The 21,111-nt window shown below is 41.5% G+C and carries 19 protein-coding genes; 6 read left to right on the forward strand and 13 right to left on the reverse strand.

Annotation, left to right across the window (positions count from 1 at the left end; genetic code table 11):
* Positions 1–225: 225 nt before the first annotated feature.
* The gene (locus tag AB4298_RS03390; protein WP_371985744.1) at positions 226–1,452 is read right to left on the reverse strand and encodes a spore maturation protein; all 1,227 of its coding nucleotides are present in this window, start codon (positions 1,450–1,452) and stop codon (positions 226–228) included.
* Between the two features lie 59 nt (positions 1,453–1,511).
* Here AB4298_RS03390 and rsmF point away from each other — a divergent pair, with 59 nt between their 5' ends.
* Positions 1,512–2,945 carry a 16S rRNA (cytosine(1407)-C(5))-methyltransferase RsmF gene (gene rsmF / locus AB4298_RS03395; RefSeq protein ID WP_371985745.1) on the forward strand — a complete coding sequence of 478 codons (1,434 nt, stop codon included), beginning with the start codon at positions 1,512–1,514 and terminating at the stop codon, positions 2,943–2,945.
* A gap of 273 nt (positions 2,946–3,218) precedes the next feature.
* Here the strand turns inward: rsmF and AB4298_RS03400 are convergent, their stop codons facing one another.
* The 9 genes from AB4298_RS03400 to apbC are packed head-to-tail and all read right to left on the reverse strand — an operon-like array spanning position 3,219 to position 9,997.
* Positions 3,219–4,007: a TatD family hydrolase gene (locus AB4298_RS03400; protein ID WP_371985746.1), complete on the reverse strand. Its 789-nt coding sequence runs from the start codon at positions 4,005–4,007 to the stop codon at positions 3,219–3,221.
* Between the two features lie 45 nt (positions 4,008–4,052).
* On the reverse strand, positions 4,053–4,379 hold the full coding sequence (locus AB4298_RS03405) for a PilZ domain-containing protein (RefSeq protein WP_248998468.1): 327 nt from the start codon (positions 4,377–4,379) through the stop codon (positions 4,053–4,055).
* A gap of 5 nt (positions 4,380–4,384) precedes the next feature.
* Positions 4,385–5,302 (reverse strand): DNA polymerase III subunit delta', encoded by a 918-nt coding sequence (holB, locus tag AB4298_RS03410; RefSeq protein WP_371985747.1) that lies wholly within the window; start codon positions 5,300–5,302, stop codon positions 4,385–4,387.
* Position 5,303: 1 nt separating this feature from the next.
* Positions 5,304–5,942, reverse strand: a complete 639-nt coding sequence (tmk, locus tag AB4298_RS03415) for a dTMP kinase (RefSeq protein WP_248998466.1) — start codon at positions 5,940–5,942, stop codon at positions 5,304–5,306.
* Entirely contained in the window at positions 5,939–6,946 is a 1,008-nt protein-coding gene (gene mltG, locus AB4298_RS03420; RefSeq protein ID WP_248998465.1) for an endolytic transglycosylase MltG, read from the reverse strand. The genes tmk and mltG overlap by 4 nt, the downstream gene beginning before the upstream one ends.
* On the reverse strand, positions 6,943–7,842 hold the full coding sequence (gene pabC, locus AB4298_RS03425; RefSeq protein WP_371985748.1) for an aminodeoxychorismate lyase: 900 nt from the start codon (positions 7,840–7,842) through the stop codon (positions 6,943–6,945). The genes mltG and pabC overlap by 4 nt, the downstream gene beginning before the upstream one ends.
* Entirely contained in the window at positions 7,842–8,222 is a 381-nt protein-coding gene (locus AB4298_RS03430) for a hypothetical protein (RefSeq protein WP_371985749.1), read from the reverse strand. Before AB4298_RS03430 ends, pabC begins: the two co-directional genes overlap by 1 nt.
* A gap of 9 nt (positions 8,223–8,231) precedes the next feature.
* Positions 8,232–8,870 carry a uridine kinase gene (gene udk, locus AB4298_RS03435; RefSeq protein ID WP_220781787.1) on the reverse strand — a complete coding sequence of 213 codons (639 nt, stop codon included), beginning with the start codon at positions 8,868–8,870 and terminating at the stop codon, positions 8,232–8,234.
* Positions 8,871–8,881: 11 nt separating this feature from the next.
* A complete protein-coding gene (gene apbC, locus AB4298_RS03440) occupies positions 8,882–9,997 on the reverse strand; it encodes an iron-sulfur cluster carrier protein ApbC (protein WP_371985750.1) in 1,116 nt (371 codons plus the stop codon).
* A 160-nt stretch (positions 9,998–10,157) separates the two neighbouring features.
* Between apbC and metG the strand changes: the two genes are divergently transcribed.
* Positions 10,158–12,197 (forward strand): methionine--tRNA ligase, encoded by a 2,040-nt coding sequence (gene metG, locus AB4298_RS03445; RefSeq protein WP_371985751.1) that lies wholly within the window; start codon positions 10,158–10,160, stop codon positions 12,195–12,197.
* A 111-nt stretch (positions 12,198–12,308) separates the two neighbouring features.
* Here the strand turns inward: metG and AB4298_RS03450 are convergent, their stop codons facing one another.
* A complete protein-coding gene (locus AB4298_RS03450) occupies positions 12,309–13,061 on the reverse strand; it encodes a Nif3-like dinuclear metal center hexameric protein (protein WP_371985752.1) in 753 nt (250 codons plus the stop codon).
* Positions 13,062–13,309: 248 nt separating this feature from the next.
* On the opposite strand from AB4298_RS03450, the gene AB4298_RS03455 reads away from it, so the two are divergent.
* From AB4298_RS03455 to ilvN, 4 genes are all read left to right on the forward strand, one after another.
* A complete protein-coding gene (locus AB4298_RS03455; RefSeq protein WP_248998458.1) occupies positions 13,310–13,663 on the forward strand; it encodes a hypothetical protein in 354 nt (117 codons plus the stop codon).
* Positions 13,664–14,326: 663 nt separating this feature from the next.
* Positions 14,327–15,559, forward strand: coding sequence for a multidrug effflux MFS transporter (locus AB4298_RS03460; RefSeq protein WP_248998457.1), 1,233 nt, complete (start codon positions 14,327–14,329; stop codon positions 15,557–15,559).
* Positions 15,560–16,033: 474 nt separating this feature from the next.
* Positions 16,034–17,755, forward strand: coding sequence for an acetolactate synthase 3 large subunit (locus AB4298_RS03465; protein ID WP_248998456.1), 1,722 nt, complete (start codon positions 16,034–16,036; stop codon positions 17,753–17,755).
* Positions 17,755–18,249 carry an acetolactate synthase small subunit gene (ilvN, locus tag AB4298_RS03470; RefSeq protein ID WP_371985753.1) on the forward strand — a complete coding sequence of 165 codons (495 nt, stop codon included), beginning with the start codon at positions 17,755–17,757 and terminating at the stop codon, positions 18,247–18,249. The genes AB4298_RS03465 and ilvN overlap by 1 nt, the downstream gene beginning before the upstream one ends.
* Positions 18,250–18,364: 115 nt before the next feature.
* Here the strand turns inward: ilvN and AB4298_RS03475 are convergent, their stop codons facing one another.
* Together AB4298_RS03475 and ushA are read right to left on the reverse strand one after the other, a co-directional pair.
* Positions 18,365–18,805: an Hsp20 family protein gene (locus AB4298_RS03475; protein WP_248998454.1), complete on the reverse strand. Its 441-nt coding sequence runs from the start codon at positions 18,803–18,805 to the stop codon at positions 18,365–18,367.
* Positions 18,806–19,190: 385 nt separating this feature from the next.
* Entirely contained in the window at positions 19,191–20,975 is a 1,785-nt protein-coding gene (ushA, locus tag AB4298_RS03480; protein WP_248998453.1) for a bifunctional UDP-sugar hydrolase/5'-nucleotidase UshA, read from the reverse strand.
* Positions 20,976–21,111 lie beyond the last annotated feature (136 nt).

Below are 21,111 nucleotides of genomic sequence, written 5' to 3' on the forward strand. Positions count from 1 at the left end.
TGAGTTCCAGTTAAAACGGCTGTTAATCAAAACATAAAAAACGAGGCAAATGCCTCGTTTTTTATGTGCCTTTCTAAAACGGTAAATTATCCACTAATCCCATATCAGTCATGAATATAACCATTCAAATAATTCGCGTACCTTAGGAAGCCTCGTATTGTGTTCGAAATTCAAGCAGTTGACGTTATAGAGCAATGTTAATTGACAATTACCAAGTGCAGGCGATTAACCATAGAATTGATAACAAACAAGTATTGCAGCAATAATTCCCGCTAAGTCCGCAAATAAACCACAAGCCAATGCGTGACGTCCATTACGGATCCCAACCGCACCAAAATATACCGCCAATACATAAAATGTGGTTTCTGTACTACCTTGCAATATGGCTGCTAATCGGCCGGCAAAAGAATCTACCCCATAGTGTTGCATGGTTTCTAACATCATAGCTCGTGCGCCTGAACCACTAAAAGGTTTCATAATCGCGGTAGGCATAGCATCTACAAAACGCACATCACCACCTGCTACAGCAACCACGCTAGCGATCAATTGCAGTAAATAATCTAAAGCACCTGATGCTCTTAATAATGCTATAGCTAACAGCATTGCCAATAAATACGGAATGAGTTTAATTGATTGTGAAAAGCCCTCCTTAGCCCCTTCAATAAACTCATCATAAACGGCCACTTTACGAACGCCTGCAACTAAAACAAAACTAAAGATAAGCAGCAGCAAGATCCCGTTACCGAGTGCGGTACTCACCTCGCCTATTACGGTCACAGTGAGAGTACTGAGATAAAAGACCAGGCCAATAATCGAAGATAATATAACGCCGGCATAGCCCAAAACTACAGCGTTAAATAGTGATAACCGTTGCACGAGTGCAACTATCGTTAGCCCAGCCAAAGTTGATGCTGTTGTCGCTAACAATATAGGTAAAAAGATATCTGCTGGTGCTGCTGCACCTTGTTGAGCGCGATATAAAAACACCGTGACAGGGACTAAAGTTATCGAAGAGGTGTTAAGCACTAAAAATAAGATCTGCGCATTAGTTGCTACGTGTTTATTTGGGTTTAACGTTTGTAGATCTTGCATTGCTTTTAGCCCTAAGGGCGTCGCAGCATTATCTAACCCCAACATATTTGCAGTTAGATTCATGGTCACACTACCGTATGCGGGATGGCCTCTTGGTACTTCAGGCATTAATTTAGATAATAACGGTTCAAACAATCTTGAAAATAAAGCAACGACACCAGCTTTTTCCCCAACTCGCATTAAGCCCATCCACAAAGAAAGAACTCCCACTAAACCAAGTGCAATCTCAGCCGCTAGTTTAGAGCTCGAAAAAATTGCACTAACGCTTGATGAAAGCACTTCGGTATGGCCTGTCAGCACTTGGGCCAATATCGCCACTAATGCGGTAGCAAAAAAGCCAAACCAGATCTTATTTAGCACGCAGTTAATCTCTTTTAATCTGTTATAATCCTGATACTTTACCGCATTATCTTCGACATATGGCTCATTTTAATCAGAATTTTATCGACAGTATCGAACGCGAACTCCCAGATCACCTTTCTATGGAAGACTTTATTGCTTATAGCAATCAGCCACTGCGTCTTTCTATTCGGGTGAATACTTTAAAAATTAGCGTCACTGATTTTATCGAACTAATGACACCAAAAGGTTGGCAGTTTGACTCTATACCTTGGTGTGCAGAAGGTTTTTGGATCACCAATAGCCAGAAGATTCAACTTGGCAACACGATAGAGCACTTGCAAGGCTTGTTTTACATCCAAGAAGCGAGTTCGATGCTGCCGCCAACCGCATTGTTTAAAAATGAAAATAGCCAAAATATAAAAGTACAAACAGATACTGTAGTACTTGATATGGCATCAGCCCCTGGCTCTAAAACAACTCAAATTGCAGGGCTAATGCAAAACAAAGGTTTGTTAGTGGCTAATGAATATTCTGCTAGCCGTGTCAAAGTACTCCATGCCAATATAGCCAGAATGGGTGTCGCAAACTGCGCTCTTACTCACTTCGATGCAAGAGTGTTTGGTGAATATCTTTTTGAAACCTTTGATTCAATTTTGTTAGATGCACCTTGTAGTGGTGAAGGTACTATCCGCAAAGACCCTGACGCACTGAAAAATTGGGATAACAATGAGAATAAAGGCATAGTTGCAACCCAGAAAGCATTGATTGAATCGGCATTTTTAGCATTAAAGGTTGGCGGAAACATGGTTTATTCAACTTGTGCACTAAGTCGCCAAGAAAACCAAGACGTCTGTAACCACTTAAAAACAACTTTCGGTAATGCTGTAGAGTTTGCTAGTTTAGAGAAGCTATTCCCCAATGCAGAAAAGGCCTGTACAAAAGAGGGGTTCTTACACGTTTGGCCACAAATTTATGATAGTGAAGGTTTTTTTGTCGCAAAAATAAACAAGGTTTCAAAGGTTGAACGCCAACAAGATGAACCAAGAAAACAAAAGAACTTCCCATTTACTGCCGCGAAAGCAAAACAAGTTGCAGAACTTGTGCTGTATTTTAAAGAGACTTTCAATATCGATATACCTGATGATGCGCAGATAATGGAGCGAGATCTCGAGTTTTGGTTATTCCCTCAAGCTGTATTGCCGCTTATTGGAAAAATGCGCTTCCAACGGATTGGGATCAAACTCGCGGATGCATTGAAAAAAGGCTATAAAGTTCGCCACGAAGCGATCTTAGCTTTATCGTCTCCAACCCAAATAGAACTTAGCGATGAGCAGGCAAAAGAGTTTTTGATGGGACGTGATATTAGCCTTGCTGAAAGAGTAAAACCACAGGGTGAAGTAATTGTCAGTTATGCAGCGAATCCACTTGGGGTTGCAAAGCACTTAGGTAATAAATTAAAAAACAACCTCCCTAGAGACTTAGTTAAAGATAAGATAGCCCTTTACCTATAAAACTTTAGTGCATAAATACATAAAAAGTTACATTTGGATGATGTTGACACAAAAATAACCACCCACAAATAAAAAAGCTGGTCTACACTGTATAACATCAGTTTAAGACTAGCTGCTCAGAATAACTAAAGATTACCGAACTAAGCAGCTGTAAAATTTTACCTATGCGGTATCAACAGTAGCGCACGGCTCCTAGTGAGCCATTCCCCTAGACCCAGAACAATTGGAATAGTTTTGGGTCTTTTTTTGTCTCTAATTTGGCTCTAGCAAGTACTAACGACCCGTTAAACGAGCCGCATCTTTAAATAAGTTGAAAAAATTCTCAGTCGTGTACTGTGCAAGTTCTGGGTACTTTTCTCCTCGTAACTCAGCAACAAACTCTGCTACATCACGCACAAAAGCCGGTTGATTTTCCTTACCACGATGCGGTACAGGTGCTAAATACGGTGAGTCTGTTTCAACGAGTAGACGATCCTTAGGAACTTTTCTGATCACGTTGCGTAAATCGCCGGCGTTCTTAAATGTGACGATTCCTGACACTGAGATATAAAAACCAAGATCGAGCGCTTCTTTGGCCATTTCCCAGCTTTCCGTGAAGCAATGCAATACACCACCAACACTTTCCGCATTACCACGCTTTAAAAAGTTAATCGTATCTTCTCGCGCGTCACGAGTATGGATGATTAATGGCTTTTTCACTTTAACAGCCAGATCTATCTGCTGCTCAAAACATTGCTGTTGTAATGCTTTAGTTTCCTTCGCATAAAAATAATCAAGACCCGTTTCGCCAATCGCGATAACTTTCTCATCACGAGCAAACTGTTCAACTTCTTCAATATTAAGACCGTCTTGGACATCTAAAGGGTGTACTCCCGCAGATAAAAAGACTTCATTGAATGGCGCCATTTTCTGCTTCATATCAGCAAATCCTTGCTGACGAACGTTTACACATAAAAAATATGCAATATCACGTGCTTTAGCAGCAGCAATAATTTCTTGAAGTGAGGCCTGATCTGGCGCGGTTTTAAGACGGTCTAAATGACAATGTGAATCGATAAGCACTGAGAAAACCCAACAAACAGCAAAAAGGACTGCAAGTCTACCCAGCTACATAGTGCAGGTCAAATCCCCGGAGGCAAGCTCATGTGAAAGCATCTGTTCAATATGGTGTTTATGAAAGTCTGGATCGGTCAACACTTTAACTCCAATACCTGCAGGACGGCCGCCAGACGCGCCCATAGGGTTAATCCAAACTACAGAACCGGTAAATTCATGCCTTTCACTGCTATTTGGCAATAAGTAAGACACATTTATTTCTTGTCCAAGATTAAAGCTTTCTGCGCTTGTAACAAACATTCCCATAGGCTTGATAAAAGGCATATAGGCACGATAAAGCTGCTGTAAAGATTCAAATTTAACGACAAGATTACTCATAGAGTTTATTGGCTCATTAGCTGGCGATATTCAATGGTTAACCCTTCAAATAATGCTAACGAATTAACAGTTGGCATTACTGATAAGCGTGTTTCGACTTGCATGATTTTGCCTGCAAAGTTGGCTAATGCCACTCGAGTCAAAGGGTCCACTTCTTGTTTTTTCACCAAGATCCTATGCACGACTAGATATAAAACTTTAAGTGCATCAGAAACTTGCTTTTCATTAACATTTATTAAACTATCACACAGCAGCCCAGACGACAAACTTTGCAACCAAGCTTTTCGGTAAGATACGAGCACCTGCTCTCGCCCGCTTTCAACGGCCTCAATGACTGCTAAAGGTCCACCAACTACTGGTAAGCACCAAGTAACATCCTCACTAATTTGCAACTCTTGATGCAACCACTGCCTAACTACTGATTTAGCGGGAATTTCTAAATGTAGTCTTTGACAACGACTACTGATCGTTGATAATAATCGACTCGGTGAATTAGCCTGTAGAAACAATATTGTGTCTTTACCTGGCTCTTCCAGTGTTTTAAGTAATGCATTAGCAGACGCCTGATTTAAGCGCTCACTATTTAAAATAAATGCAACACGGCGACCACCTTGCTGGGGCGTAGTGGTTAGCTTTTGGCAAAGGCTACGGATTTGATCCACTTTGATCTGTGCACCATCAGCTTCAACTCGATATAAGTCGGGGTGATTATTGGCTTCAACAAGCTGACATGATTTACAAAATCCACAGCTCCCAGCATAGCCAACCGCAGTACATAATGATGATTTAGCAAGCGCTAGTGTTAATTGCTCACCACCATAACCCATGTCCATAGCCACAAGGTAAGCATGGCCTATACGTTTAGTCTTTAACAGGGAACAAAAAGCCTCTAAAGGCTGGTGTAACCAAGGAAGCTGGGCCATATTACCAGCTCTGCTCTTGTAACAGTGCAATGATATCTTTATGTACTTCAGACATGCTCTGGCTCGCATCGATAATTTTTATTGAATCATCTGCATTTGCGTAGGCTAAAAACGTTGCTCGTGCGCGATCGAAGAATTCAATTTCTTGCTGCTCAATACGATCTAGCTCGCCGCGACGTGCAGCGCGCTCTAAACCTTGCTTAGGGTCGATATCTAAATACAAAGTCAGATCAGGTTTAAAACCTTTTAAGGTTGCATCACTAATTGCTGAAACTAGAGGCATAAGCCCTCTACCTCCGCCCTGATATGCTAGCGAAGACAAATTATGCCTATCACCTAAAACCCACTCACCTTTCGCAAGTGCAGGTTTAATCACATTGGCAACCAATTGCGCTCTAGCTGCATAGAAAAGCAAGCATTCGGCTTCATCACATAATGGATCGGTTTCATTTGCCACTTTGACTAAATCACGCATCTGCTCCGCCAAAGGCGTACCGCCAGGCTCACGAGTACAAATAGGAGCTTGACCAGTATGCTTTTCTATAAAATCTCTCACTAGTGCAATAGCACTAGATTTGCCGGCGCCCTCAAGTCCTTCAATGACAATAAACTTGGCCGAGTGTTCGCTTGGTGTTTTCATCGGTTTCTCTGATATTTGTTCACTGCACGGTTATGTTCGGTCAGTGTTTTTGAAAATACATGGCTACCATCATTTCGCGATACGAAATAGAAGTAATCAACATCGGCAGGATGCGCTGCAGCTTTTATTGCCGCTAAGCTTGGCGCTGCTATCGGTGTTGGTGGTAGACCATTAATTCTGTAAGTATTAAATGCGGTCGTTTCACGCAGATCTTTACGAGTAATATTGCCGTTATACCTGTCACCCATGCCGTAAATTACCGTGGGATCAGTTTGCAGACGCATGCCTTTACGCAAACGATTAACAAAGACAGCCGCAATCCATGGACGCTCGCTCGCTTTACCGGTCTCTTTCTCAATAATGGACGCTAAGATAAGCAACTCATAGGCAGACTTTAACGGTAAGTTAGCTTGACGCCCTTGCCATGCTTGCTCAAGTTCCTGCTGCATTTTTAGATAGCTTTTATTCAGCAGCGCCTTTTCGCTGCTACCAGCGGGGTAATGATAAGTGTCAGGAAAAAACTTGCCTTCAGGCAAGCCACTGTCATCGCCATTATCTAGCAAGATTTGTTGAAACACGTCTGCTTGCATAACCAGCTTATCTTGCGTCGCTAATACCTGGCGCCACTCCTTGACGGTCTGGCCTTCTAGCAATGTGACGCCAAACGATTTCTCTTTACCGCCGACGATTTTAGCTAAAAGGCTGTCAATGTTATCGCTCGGTGTAATCTCATATAAACCGGAACGGATATGGGCAAGTTCAGGCTTTAAACGAACCAACCACTTTAGTTTCCAACCGTCTTTAATAAGATCGGTAGATTCTAAAACAGAAATAAACTGATTAAATGTCGTTCCTCGTTTAACGGTTAGCTCTTGTGCTTCGGTCACATTGATTGGCTGCTGACCATAATCCAACAGCATTTGATAACCCCAATAAAGCGACATTGCGCCAATGGTTAATAAGGTAAATAGACTTGCAAATAGGCTTATTATAATTTTTTTCATAATGTCAGACTGAGCTGTTCTCTTAAACTTGATGTCCAAACCGCACGTTCGAAGGTAAATCTATCGATAGCGACTACATCAACTAATCCAAAAAGACTGTTACTGATAAAAGCATGCTTCACCGAGCTTAACTTATCGTAATCAATATCTGTTATTTCTACCTTAAAACCTCTGCCTAAAAGTTGATAAATCAATTGTTCACGCATCATACCAGCCACACCTGCATGGCTTATTCTTGGTGTCACAATCTTATCCTCGATAACAAAAAAGATATTTGCCATCGATGATTCAATCATATTGTTACTTGAATCAAGCACCAACCAATCCTGGTAACCATGGGGTAGTACGGCCGACTTAATTAATACTTGTTCTAATCGATTACAGTGCTTTATACCTGCAAGTTTTGGCTGTTTACCTAATAGGACTTCTGAACGCGCAAGACAAATGCCTTGTTGTTGCCAAGTTTGGTAGTGTTCAGGTAATACACTTAATGAAATAACTTCGGTGACATCCAGTGAGTTATTGCTTGTAGTTTCATGCTTAGAGCCTGATTTTTCTGCACTAGATAAATCATACTGAGTAAAGGCTTGGTTAACTCGATTAAGCTCGACACCATAGCCTCTACCTCCAACGCCTCGCGACAAGATTAACTTAATGCACGACTGTGGATTAGCCTGAGCTAAAGAGGTTAAATGCGAGTAAAGAGCAGCAGAAGGTGTCCAGCTAAAACCTAAACGAAAAGCGCCTTGAGTAAGACGCTCCATATGTTCATCAAGAAATAAAATATGACCTTGGTTTACACGCATTGTTGCGAATAAACCGTCGCCATAGGCTAGCCCTCTATCTAAAGGGCTGACGCCTATATCGATTTCTCCATTTACCCAAACTTGCGCCATTAATGCTCCTTGCTGAATAGGCTATCTCGCCAACGCACGATATCAACGGGTAATGCCACATAATTTCGCACAATAGCAAGTCTGAGTGGCTCAAAATCCGCAAATGAATGCTTTTGTTCAGCAGCATTCATTTGGCGAATGGCTGTGATTAGCTCACAGGGTCTTACATCAATTAAAGAGCTCGAATAAATATAAGGAACACTAGCTTGAAATAACAAATTAGCAATCTGACATAATTGAGTCAATCCAGCGTCAACAGCTTTATCACATGCCAGCTTAGGTTTTAGCCAAGGCGCCTGAATAGCCCCGACACCATAAAAGCTGCCAGCAATAACTGTATTCCCTAACCCCTTAATTGCAGTTTGTCCCCTATGCCTCATTTAATAGCGCTATTTCGCTAATAAATGCTGAATACGTGCTTTCAAGATATCTGTAGCAATACGGTTTTTGCCACCGCGTGGCACGATGATATCAGCGTATTGTTTAGATGGTTCAATGAACTGAAGGAACATAGGGCGTACCGTCTCGGTATACTGCACCATCACTGATTCCATTGTTCTGCCGCGCTCAGCTACATCGCGAGATAAACGACGCATAAAGCAGATATCTAGCGGAGTATCCATAAATACTGACGCATCCATCTCTTTACGAAGAGCTGGATCTGTCAGTAGCAAGATCCCTTCTAAAATAATCACTTTCTTAGGAGTTAGTGTTACTTTCTCATCTGTACGGGTATGTTCGTTATAACTATATACAGGCACATCAACTGCATTGCCGGCTTTTAACTCACGTAGGTGGCTGCACAATAACTCGTGGTCCAAAGCCTTTGGATGGTCGTAATTTGTAAGTACACGCTGGTCCATAGACAAATGACCTTGGTCACGGTAATAAGCATCTTCTGCAATCACACCAATTTGGTCTGTACCTAAATCACGGCAAAGCTCTTCATAAATCGTTTTTGCGATTAAACTTTTACCCGATGCTGACGCGCCAGCAATACCAATTACAACACAATCTTTAGAATTCATTTAAATAGACCTTATTCGTCATCAGACATGCTAATTGATACTTTAGGCTGTGCTTGACATAACGCAAGCTGTGCCCCGACCTTTCTAGCGATTTCACGATAAATACCAGCGACTTGACTTGATTCGTCAGCCACAACAGTAGGTGTACCTTTATCTACATCTTCACGGATATTAAGCTGTAGCGGTAATTGCCCCAGTAGCGGAACGTTATAGCGAGTCGCCATTTTCTGGCCACCTTCTGCGCCAAACGGATGATCTTTATGACCACACTCAGGACATAAGTGGAAACTCATGTTTTCAACAATACCCAATACAGGAATGTTAACTTTTTGGAACATGCTCACGCCTTTTTTAGCGTCAGCCAACGCAATATCTTGCGGTGTTGTAACGATTACGGCACCACTTACTGGCACTTTTTGCGACAAAGTAAGCTGGATATCACCAGTTCCTGGTGGCATATCAATCACTAAGTAATCCAGTTCTGGCCACTCAGTTTCGGTAAGTAGTTGTACTAGCGCACCTGCCGCCATTGGGCCGCGCCATACTGCAGCTTGATCGCCATCTAGCATAAAGCCTATCGACTGTGCTGCAATACCGTGTGCCGGAGCAAAGGTCATGATCTTGCCATCTGGTGATACCGGCTTGAAATCTTCAACACCCAACATCATAGGGATTGATGGACCATAAATGTCGGCATCTAATATACCTACACTAGCGCCTTCTGCTGCTAATGCTAGCGCTAGGTTTACTGCAGTTGTAGATTTACCCACACCACCTTTACCTGAAGCAACTGCAATGACTTGCTTGATATTTGGCAGTGGCTCAACGGCGCTGATAGCCGATACTGTTTCAGGTTGGAAATCGATTTCACATTCTACTTCATCAATCGCATCCAATACCGCTAGCTCTTTGGTCACTGCCATTACGATGTCGCGATACTGAGTTTGACACGGGTATGAGTAGCATAACCCTAGCTGCAGTCGCTTGCCTTCGATAGCAAGTTTTGTAACCATGCCCGCGCTAAGCAAACTTTTGTTCAGATACGTGTCTTGAAACGTATCAAGAATTGCTAGTACTTGGCTGAGTAGAGCATCATCAAGATGATAATTTGGATGTGTTGAAGACAAAATGCAGACCCCCTAAATAAGATTTGCGCAATTGTACCAGATATTCTGGCAAACATTAGTCTAGATTTAATCCACTTGTGCGAGCTTTTGATGAAACTATGCATAGGATCGGTTAGTATCTATGCCATTCCAATTTGGTTCCCAGCGATTTTGAGAAAAGATGGCAAATTCACAACGTAAAATCCTAGTCACAAGTGCCCTTCCATATGCAAATGGTCCTATCCATTTAGGTCATATGTTGGAGTATATTCAAACCGATATCTGGTCACGTTTTCAAAAGCTTCGTGGACATGAATGTCATTATATCTGTGCTGACGATGCTCACGGCACGCCAATCATGCTTAAAGCACAGCAGTTGGGAATTACTCCTGAAGAAATGATCGCTCAAGTTCAAACTGAACACGAGAAAGACTTTGCTGACTTCAATATTCAGTTTGACAACTTCCACAGCACTCACAGCGATGAAAACCGTCAACTTGCTAGCGACATCTATATCAAGCTGCGCGACAATGGTTATATCAAAACTAAAACTATCTCGCAGCTATTTGACCCAGAAAAGTCAATGTTCCTGCCAGACCGTTTTGTTAAAGGTACTTGCCCACGCTGTAAGTCTGAAGATCAATATGGCGATAACTGTGATAACTGCGGCGCGACGTACAGTACAACAGATTTGATCAATCCTAAGTCTGCCGTATCTGGTGCTACGCCAATAATGAAAGATACTGAGCATTTCTTCTTTGATCTGCCAGCTTTTGAAGGCATGTTGAAAGAGTGGATCAACTCTGGTTCATTACAACAAGAAATGGCTAACAAGCTAGGTGAATGGTTTGAGCAAGGTTTGCAGCAGTGGGATATCTCTCGTGATGCGCCTTACTTTGGTTTTGAAATTCCAGATGCACCGGGCAAGTTTTTCTACGTTTGGCTAGACGCCCCTATCGGCTACATGGGTTCATTTAAAAACCTTTGTGACAAGCGCGACGACCTAAATTTTGAGGATTTCTGGGCCAAAGATTCAACAGCTGAAGTTTACCACTTCATCGGAAAGGACATTGTTTATTTCCACAGTCTGTTCTGGCCAGCAATGCTTGAAGGGGCAGGTCTACGTAAGCCTACTAGTGTTTATGCGCACGGCTATGTCACTGTTAATGGCGCTAAGATGTCAAAGTCTAAAGGCACCTTTATTAAAGCGCGTACCTACCTTGATAACTTAGATCCTGAGTATCTTCGTTATTACTACGCCGCTAAACTTAGCAGCAGAATTGACGACCTTGATTTAAACCTTGAAGATTTCGCGCAACGCGTTAACTCCGATTTAGTTGGTAAACTAGTCAACTTGGCATCACGCACAGCAGGCTTTATCAGCAAGCGTTTTAACGGCAAACTAGCGAAGATTAACGACACTAGCCTGACAACAAGCTTCTTAGCGAAACAAGAAAGCATTGCTAACTTCTATGAGACCCGTGAATACGGCAAAGCTATGCGTGAAATTATGACGCTAGCAGACATTGCTAACGCATATGTTGCAGATTCGGCGCCTTGGCAGTTAATCAAAGAAGATGACAAGCAAGAAGAAGCGCATCAGGTTTGTAGTAATGCACTTAACTTATTCCGTATATTAGTGACTTATCTAAAGCCTGTATTACCAAAGCTTGCGCAAGATGTTGAAGCCTTCTTACAAATGGAGCTTAAGTGGGACAACCTAGACGTTGATCTGGCTGGCCACGAGATAGCTAAGTTTAAAGCATTAATGCAGCGTGTTGAAATGAAGAGCATTGAAGCCATTATCGAAGCATCAACAGAAAACTTGCAAGTAACAGCAGAGCCTGAAGTTAAAGCTGAGGTTAAGAGCCCGCTTGAGCAAGATCCTATTAGCGATGAGATCAGCTTTGATGATTTTGCTAAGATTGATCTGCGCATTGCACGTATCGCCAAAGCTGAACACGTTAAAGAAGCCAACAAGCTATTACGTCTTGAGCTAGATTTAGGCGGCGAAACTAAGCAAGTATTCGCAGGTATTAAGTCTGCTTACGCGCCAGAAGATCTAGAAGGCAAGCTAACCGTTATGGTCGCTAACCTTGCGCCACGTCAAATGCGTTTCGGTGTATCTGAAGGTATGGTATTGGCAGCAGGCCCTGGCGGTAAAGATCTTTGGATCATGGAGCCGCACGAAGGTGCTCAGCCAGGTATGAAAGTGAAGTAAGCCCTTTTACTTAATACATTAAACAAAAAAGCCGCTATTTAAGCGGCTTTTTTATTACTGAAACAATTATTAATTTTGGTCATTGCTTCGACATAGTCACATAGTGGCTAATTAAACAGGGTTAACGATGTCGACAAAGTGATGCTCTACACCAAATTTATCAGCCAAGTGCTCACCTAATGCTTGAATACCATATAGCTCAGTGGCGTGATGACCCGCTGCATAATATTGGATCCCCTGCTCAACCGCACAGTGATATGTACGCTCAGACACTTCACCACTGATAAAAGCATCAATTCCCATACTGGCAGCTACATCAATATAATCCTGTGCGCCACCAGTACACCAGGCAACAGTCGAGACCAGTGCATTTTCATCACCTAAATGTTGGCAATTTCGATTAAGTTTTTGCGAAATAAATTCATTAAAAGCTTTAGCTTTTAACGGATGAGCAAGTTTACCTTGCCAAATTAAACCTTGAGCAACACCTTCAATCACTTCAGCTTCTACAATATCCAGCACTTTTGCTAACTGCGCATTGTTGCCTACAACTGGGTGAGCATCTAATGGCAAGTGATAACCCATCAAATTAATATCATTAACTAATAAAGCCTTAATGCGTTTTTGCTTCATACCAACAATGATTTCAGGCTCACTTTTCCAGAAAAAGCCATGATGCACTAAAATTGCGTCAGCGTTTAACTCTATGGCAGCATCAATCAATGCCTGACATGCTGTAACGCCTGTCACTATGGTATTAATTTCTTCCTTACCTTCAACTTGTAAGCCATTGGGCGCATAGTCTTTGAAATTAGAGAGTTGTAAAAAATTTGCCAAATATTGGCCTAATTCGGTCCGAGTCATAAATCCACCGAGAATAGCAAAAAACGTATTTTAACCTATTGTTAGTGTAAATAGACAGTTAAGTCACCAGCTTTGGATTTTGCTACTGTTATTAACAATCGATGTTTTTTTCCTCGCAAATTACTTAAAAAGGTTAAAAACATCATAGAAATACAGTCAAATACGCCTAAAATTGGACTTTACGGTACATTAAACGATAAAATCAGTTCAAACCTTTAAGTACACACAAAAATAAACAGGTTATTATTATGTCAAAACTGACCAAAGAAGAAGTTATCAGCACTCTTGAGGCAGCGCTTACTGCGCGTGATGGCCAAGCTGTTAAAGTTGAACAGAAAGGTAGCTGGTACAAAATCGATGGCGGTAAGTCTTTACGCTTTAGTGATTTAGAAGCGATGTTAGCGGAAGTTGGCGGTGAAACTACGCCTGTTGAAGCTAAAACTGAGAAAAAAGCGGTTGCGGCTAAACCTGCAGCAAAAAAGGCGCCAGCTAAGAAAGCTGCTCCTGTTGCTAAAAGCAGTGGTAATCAAGCAGGTAAAACACCTAAAGAACTTTGGCGTGAAAAGCTTGCAGGTAAAGGCCAACTGCCACGCGGCTTTTAATTTTTATAGATAAAATCAATCGCATTTTGCCAATGTGATGATATTTAAAAGCACTCAATAAAAACTCCGTTACAGCGTAGCGGAGTTTTTTACTTTATAGGTCTAACTCTGCTACGTAAAATCTCGTAATACTGGTACATAAATTTTACCTGCAATATCACAGCTTCGATTCTCACTTTTTTGCAATGTAAGCGAATCAGTCTATGAGAGATTCGACCGCTACAAAGCTGTTCGAAATAGAAAATATATGACCTGAATACGTTGTAACTAATGAACAAAAATTAGAATAAAAACTCTAGCACCGATTCTGGGCTCACTTCGACGTTTTAAACTCTCCAACGCTTTTACTTACAAATTGCTCATCAATAGGTTAAAAATAACGCGGATTTAAGATTGATAATTTTGTTTAAAACGCTAATATATTTGCATCTGACACTGAAAATAATCAATACATTTACAGTGTTCCTTTCATTCACTAAATAGAGCATTACCTCGTTTAGTCGGCAATGTAAGCACCAACAGATCTAGCATTAACACCGTTAAACGCTTATTTGACCTTATCTGCAAATATAGTTGCTATAACCGCAAATATTCGTCTGTAACAATCACAAATTAAATCACCATTGCTACAAAAAGTCGCAGTATTTAGTCGTTGAGGTACCGTTGAACAATTCTCCCAATAGTCAAAGCAAGCAGAAATATCCTTTTGGTGCCAGCCTCGCCCTCCTGATCCCAATGCTGTCTGCAATTGTGGCTATCACTCCCCTTGCCATTGATATGTATCTACCCGCAATGGCAACCCTAGCTACGAGCTTCAATACCGATATTACTTTAGTGCAACAATCGCTAAGTTTATATTTAGGCGGTTACGCATTAGGTATGCTGTGCTTCGGTCCTCTAGCCGATAGATTTGGACGAAAAAGGTTAGTGCTAATCGGCCTTAGCGGTTTTATGTTCACAAGTTTAAGCTTAGCTTTTGTCACCACAATAGAGAGCTTCTTAGCAATCAGATTTATTCAGGCATTTATCGGCGCAGCAGCAACTGTTGTCGTACCAGGGTATATCAAGGAACTTTACGGTAAAAATACCGCAAAAGGTATGTCTTACGTTAGTCTGATTATGATGTTGGCACCTTTAATTGCCCCAAGTATCGGTAGTCTAATCCTAGAGCTAGGTGACTGGCATTTAATCTTCTTTATTTTGGCTTTCTATGCGTTTGTATTATTACTTTTGGTCAGCCTTAAACTTAAAATGCCGAGCGATAAAGACAATAGTAATCGCAGTACTCAAACATTTTTTGGTGCTTATGCCACAGTGTTTACCAAAAAAGGCGTGAAGCTAAACATTGCCAGTGGTGTGTTAACTTCTTTTGCTTTCTTTTGTTATCTAACCGCTTCACCATTTGTGTATATGGAAGTATTCGGTTTAGATAAATCACTTTTTGCCATACTATTTAGTACTAACGTCGGCGCATTAATGCTCGCAAACGTTGTTAATAGTCGGATTGTTGGTCGCTATGGCTCCAAACGCATGTTAAAGGTAGCAACCTTTTTTGGTGCCATTGCCGGTATTGCGCTGTTAACCGTTAATCTATTAAGCCTCAACTACATGTTTACGGTTGCCATGTTACTTCCACTAATGGCTTGTTTAGGAGTCATGTCGGTAAATGCTGACGCCATTGTATTAATGAAGTTTCAAAAAGAAACCGGTACTGCAACTGCCGTTATCGGTACATTACGCTTTGGATTTGGTGCATTAGCAGGTCCGTTATTGGCGCTATTTTATACTGGTACAGCGGTACCATTTTCGGCACTAATGTTGTCGGCAGTAATACTCGTGGGTTTATGTCAATTCATGAGTCGGCATGAACCAGCGGCTGTGATTATCGAAGAGTAACATTACATGCTAAATTACCAATTAAGCAGTATTGCTCCTTAATCATTATAAGCTCATGAGCTTTGCATCGAGCAAAGCAAGCAATCTCTGCACTCATAATCGACAGCAACCAGCCGCTAAGCATTAAGTCACTGATGCTTAGTGGTTTAATCCCCAATACCTGAATCGGCCAAATTCACAGAGTTCTCCGAACCGTTGTCGCTGCTTTTATATACTATTCCCTATTCAATAATGAATATTCTTCAACCAGAACAGTTTTTGTCTAAAATCGCTTGAAATAACTTTTGGGTTTTATATGATGAAAATACATTCATATTGAATGTTTGCCTAGCAATATTTTGCAAACGATAATTTTTCCTAAGATTATTCTGGCATTTCGTGAGCGAAGATTACCGTCTTAGCTTAATTATTAGAGCGATTACCGTCGCTGTATCAAGATACTGCATACGTCGCGGTAACTTATGAGGAAATACTATGGAGAAGCTATCAGGCGCCAGCATGGTCGTCCGTTCTCTTATTGATGAGGGTGTAAAACATATTTTTGGTTATCCAGGCGGCTCAGTGCTGGATATCTACGATGCCCTACATGAAAAGTCTAATATTGAACATATTCTAGTTCGCCATGAACAAGCTGCAGTCCATATGGCCGATGGGTATGCGCGTGCAACCGGCGAAGTCGGTGTTGTACTCGTTACGTCTGGACCTGGAGCCACTAATACCATCACAGGTATTGCAACGGCTTATATGGATTCAATACCGCTAGTTGTTATCTCAGGGCAAGTCCCAAGTAACCTTATCGGTAATGATGCGTTTCAAGAGTGCGATATGATTGGTATTTCGCGACCTGTAGTGAAACATAGTTTCTTAGTCACCGATCCTAAAGATATTCCAGCAATCCTTAAAAAAGCATTTTATATCGCAGCTAGTGGCCGTCCCGGCCCTGTTGTTATCGATATCCCTAAAGATTGTATGAATCCTGCTATTTTGCATGACTATCAATATCCAGAAGATATCAGCATGCGTTCATATAACCCAACGACATCGGGCCATAAAGGCCAGATTCGTCGTGGCTTACAAGCTTTATTAAATGCTAAAAAGCCAGTTCTTTATGTTGGTGGCGGCGCAGTAATATCAGCTTGCGATGCACAGATTCTCGCTTTATCTGAAAAACTACATATTCCTGTGGTTAGCACGCTCATGGGTTTAGGCGCATTCCCCGGCACTCATAAAAACAGTGTTGGAATGCTAGGCATGCATGGCTGCTATGAAGCCAATATGACAATGCACAACAGTGATTTAATTTTCGGTATTGGGGTACGGTTTGATGATCGCACCACCAACAATGTCGAAAAATATTGCCCGAATGCCAAAATTCTACATATCGATATAGATCCTTCTTCGATCTCCAAAACTATTCGAGTAGACATTCCAATAGTAGGCTCTGCTGAAAAAATCTTAGATGATATGCTCAAGCAAATAGAAGCAAACGACTACGAAATTACGGATGCGGCTGCAAACGATCAATGGTGGAGCGATATCGCTACTTGGCGTGCCGTTGATAGTCTTAAATACTCAACCAATGATAAAAAAATCAAACCACAACAAGTCATTGAAGCAGTTCATAAGCTAACCAATGGTGATGCTTACGTTGCATCTGATGTGGGCCAACACCAAATGTTTGCCGCACTTTATTATCCGTTTAATAAGCCCCGCCGTTGGATAAACTCTGGCGGTCTCGGCACCATGGGCTTTGGTTTGCCTGCTGCCTTAGGTGTTAAACTGGCTATGCCCGAAGAGACTGTTATTTGCGTCACCGGCGATGGCTCTATTCAAATGAATATTCAGGAACTATCAACGGCTCTGCAATATGATATTCCTGTGATTATTATTAACTTAAACAATCATTTTTTAGGAATGGTTAAGCAATGGCAAGATATGATTTATGCAGGCCGTCATTCACAATCCTATATGGATTCAGTCCCCGACTTTGCAAAAATATCTGAAGCCTATGGCCATGTTGGAATGACAATCAGTAACCCAGCAGAATTAGAAGAAGGCCTTAAAAAAGCCATCAATATGAAAGATAAGCTGGTGTTTATGGATATTCACGTAGATGAAACTGAGCACGTTCACCCAATGCAGATCCGTGGTGGCGCAATGAATGAAATGTGGCTGAGCAAAACGGAGAAAAGCTAATGCGTCGGATTATATGTGTATTACTTGAAAACCAGCCCGGTGCACTATCACGAGTTGTTGGTCTATTTTCGCAACGCGGATATAACATTGAAACATTAACCGTTGCACCGACCGAAGATATGACTTTATCGCGTTTAACGGTAACAGTTAATGCTGACGAGTATGTGTTAGAACAAATAGAGAAACAGCTGCATAAGCTCATTGATGTTCTTAAAGTCACTAACATCACAGAGTCTGCGCATATCGAACGAGAGCTTGCGTTAATTAAGGTCAAAGCACACGGCGAAAATCGTGAAGAAGTTAAGCGCTTAGCCGATATTTTTCGCGGTCAAATTGTAGACGTAACTCAAAGCCTTTACACCGTGCAGCTCATAGGTACCACTGAAAAGCTTGATGCTTGTATTGCAGCTCTAGGGGATGTTACTAAAGTTGTGGAGATCTCACGTTCAGGTGTTGTGGGTCTTGCTCGCGGTGAAAAAGCAATGAAAGCTTAAACGGCTAAATCAGTAACTGAATCGATTATTGAAATTGTAAAAGGGAGCCATTGGCTCCCTTTTTTATTCTTCTCTATCAACCTGTGGGGTTGTTATCTAAGCATCACGCTTTGATTTACTCACCATCGATTAAGCGTGAACGACCAATTTCTATTTTTCTTGGTTTCATCGCTTCTGGGATCTCACGTTTAAGATCAATATTCAATAAGCCGTTTTCTAAATTGGCACCAATAACAGTTACATAATCGGCTAGCTGGAAAGTACGCTCAAATCCACGCTCTGCTATCCCTTGATAAAGGTATTTACGGTCTTCTTTCTCTTCCGCTTTTGTGCCCTTAACTAATAACTTGTCACCTTCGCTTGTGATATCGAGCTCTTCCATAGAAAAGCCAGCAACAGCCATCGTAATACGATAGCGATGTTCATTAATTAGTTCGATATTGTACGGTGGGTAACCAGAATTACCTTTATTAGACGCCGCATGCTCTGCAAGTTGTGCTAAACGGTCAAAACCAATTGCGCTGCGGTATAGTGGAGTGAGGTCATAATTTCTCATGGGTATATCCTTGTGTTAAGCAATATATTTAAAAGTAAGTTGGCCGACTGATATCGCACCATTATTGAAGCGTAATTACACTTCCTCTCTAAATCCTGCCCCGAAAGCACAGTATTTAGATATCTTGTAAGGTCCTCATTGAGCGACCTTATCATCTATATATGGATGAGCTTTAAGCTTTTCAAGGGAAAATTAAATTATTTGTTTATTCCGATAAAATTCAGCTGAGTTATACATTCGACTGCAGGGTAGGTAAAAACTAAAAATCCAGCACAGACATAGCCTGCACTGGATTTTATAGAACATAGTTTTAGTTGTTAAATCACTTGATTAATACCGAATGATTTAACCTTACTTACTATGATTGCTAAACTAATTTAGCGAATTATTTAGCACAACTCTTAACTTCCGAACCACCACGGAAAAACTTAGGGTGGCCGCCATTAGCTGGCGCGTATTCAGCCACTTTAATGCTTGGGTTTTTCTCGAAGTATTCACGTAATACTGATGCATCACTACGTTGAGTATCGATGTAGTTAGCGTGAGCAGTCACTACAGGGTAATCATCGCCACCTTTTGCACTGAAGTTAATCAATGAGAAAGTGTAGTTATCGGTTAGGTTAAAGTCGCGTCCACCTAGAGATAAAATCTCTACGATATCTGCTGAAGTTGCGTCTGGGTCAATCTCAACAGCGTCACAAGTAACATTCATTTCCATTGGGTGTAACTGAGCCATACCACCACCGGTTTTAAGGGCAACGTTTGCAAGGTAATCTTGAACTTCAGCACCTGTCATGGTGACAAAAGCCACGTCATTTGCAAATGGCTGAACAGTTAACACGTCACGGTAAGAAATTGTACCTTCAGCAATTGAATCACGAATACCACCAGAGTTCATCACACCAAAATCAACAGTTGAGTCGAAGTTCGCAGTAACCCAATCAGCATATGCGCGAGTTAATAACTGACCTAGGTTAGTTTGCTCTGCACGAACAACATTACGATCTCCTTCAAGCTTACCGTCAGTGCTTGAGATATCCACATCAAGTAACTCTTGGCCAAGATCTTGATAATGTTGCAGCGCATCGATAACTAGTTGGTCTTGTTCAATCTCTTCAGTAATGAAAACAAGCTCTTCGTTTTCATTTTCTTCTTTTAGATTGATAGGGATTAACTTGTAACTTGCAAGCGACAATTCACCATTGATGTATTCAAAGTCAGCACGGCCTACATACTTGCCCCACTCATGTGCTTGCATGATGAAAGTACCGTTTTGCTCATCTGGCTTACATTCGTCACCAGGTTTGAAGTCAGCATAGCCATCACCTTCCATACAAACTGGATTTTGAGAGTGGCCACCAATAATGGCTTGGAGTTTACCGTCAAATGGAGTGCCAGCTAAAGAGCGAGCTAACTTAACGTCGCCAGGTGCTTCAGTGCCGTGTTCACCATTTGCGTAATGACCCATGTGCGTTAGAGCAAAGACCATATCAACTGTTTCATTAGCTTCAATTTCTGCCATAACAGTTTGAAGTTCAGCTTTAGGATCAGTGAAATGCAAGCTTGCAACGTTATCAGGACTAACAACTTTTGGGGTATCAACAGTAGTAAAACCTATGATAGCGACTTTTAGGCCGTTAATTTCAAACACTCGGTACGGTTCAAAGTAACGTTCCTGAGTTGGATTTCCTTCGCTATCTTTTTTATAGATGTTTGCAGCAAGCATTGGGAATTTTGCGATGTTTGCTTGCATATCAAGTACAGATAATGGGTTATCAAATTCATGGTTGCCCACAGCCATAGCATCATAGCCCAACAATCCCATACCGATAAAGTCAGGCACAGCATCTTGCATATCTGATTCAGGTACACCAGTGTTGATATCACCACCAGATAGCAAAATAGTATCACCACCTGCACGCTCAACCTCATCACGGATACTGTCGATTGCAGTTTTACGTGCAGCCATACCGTATTCGCCATCTTTATTTTGCCAGAAACGACCGTGGTTATCGTTAGTATGGATTACGGTGAAAAAGGTACAATCAGCGCCAGCTGCCACACAAGCATCTGAAACGTGCTTAAAATCGTCCTTATTATCGCCACCACATGCCGTTAATGCACTAACAACTGCTGTAGCCACTAATCCTTTCAGTAAAGTCTTTTTCATTACAATCAACCCCTTGATTATTTTTTATAATTCGTTTTATTAATTGTTTAGCAAAAAGCATCATTTCCTTTTGCTGGACGACATCTTAGCAAAGCTTAGGCAGAAATTGTGTCACATTTATTACACATCGTGATCT

This window comes from Shewanella sp. 10N.261.52.F9, assembly GCF_041471165.1.
Lineage (GTDB): Bacteria > Pseudomonadota > Gammaproteobacteria > Enterobacterales > Shewanellaceae > Shewanella > Shewanella marinintestina.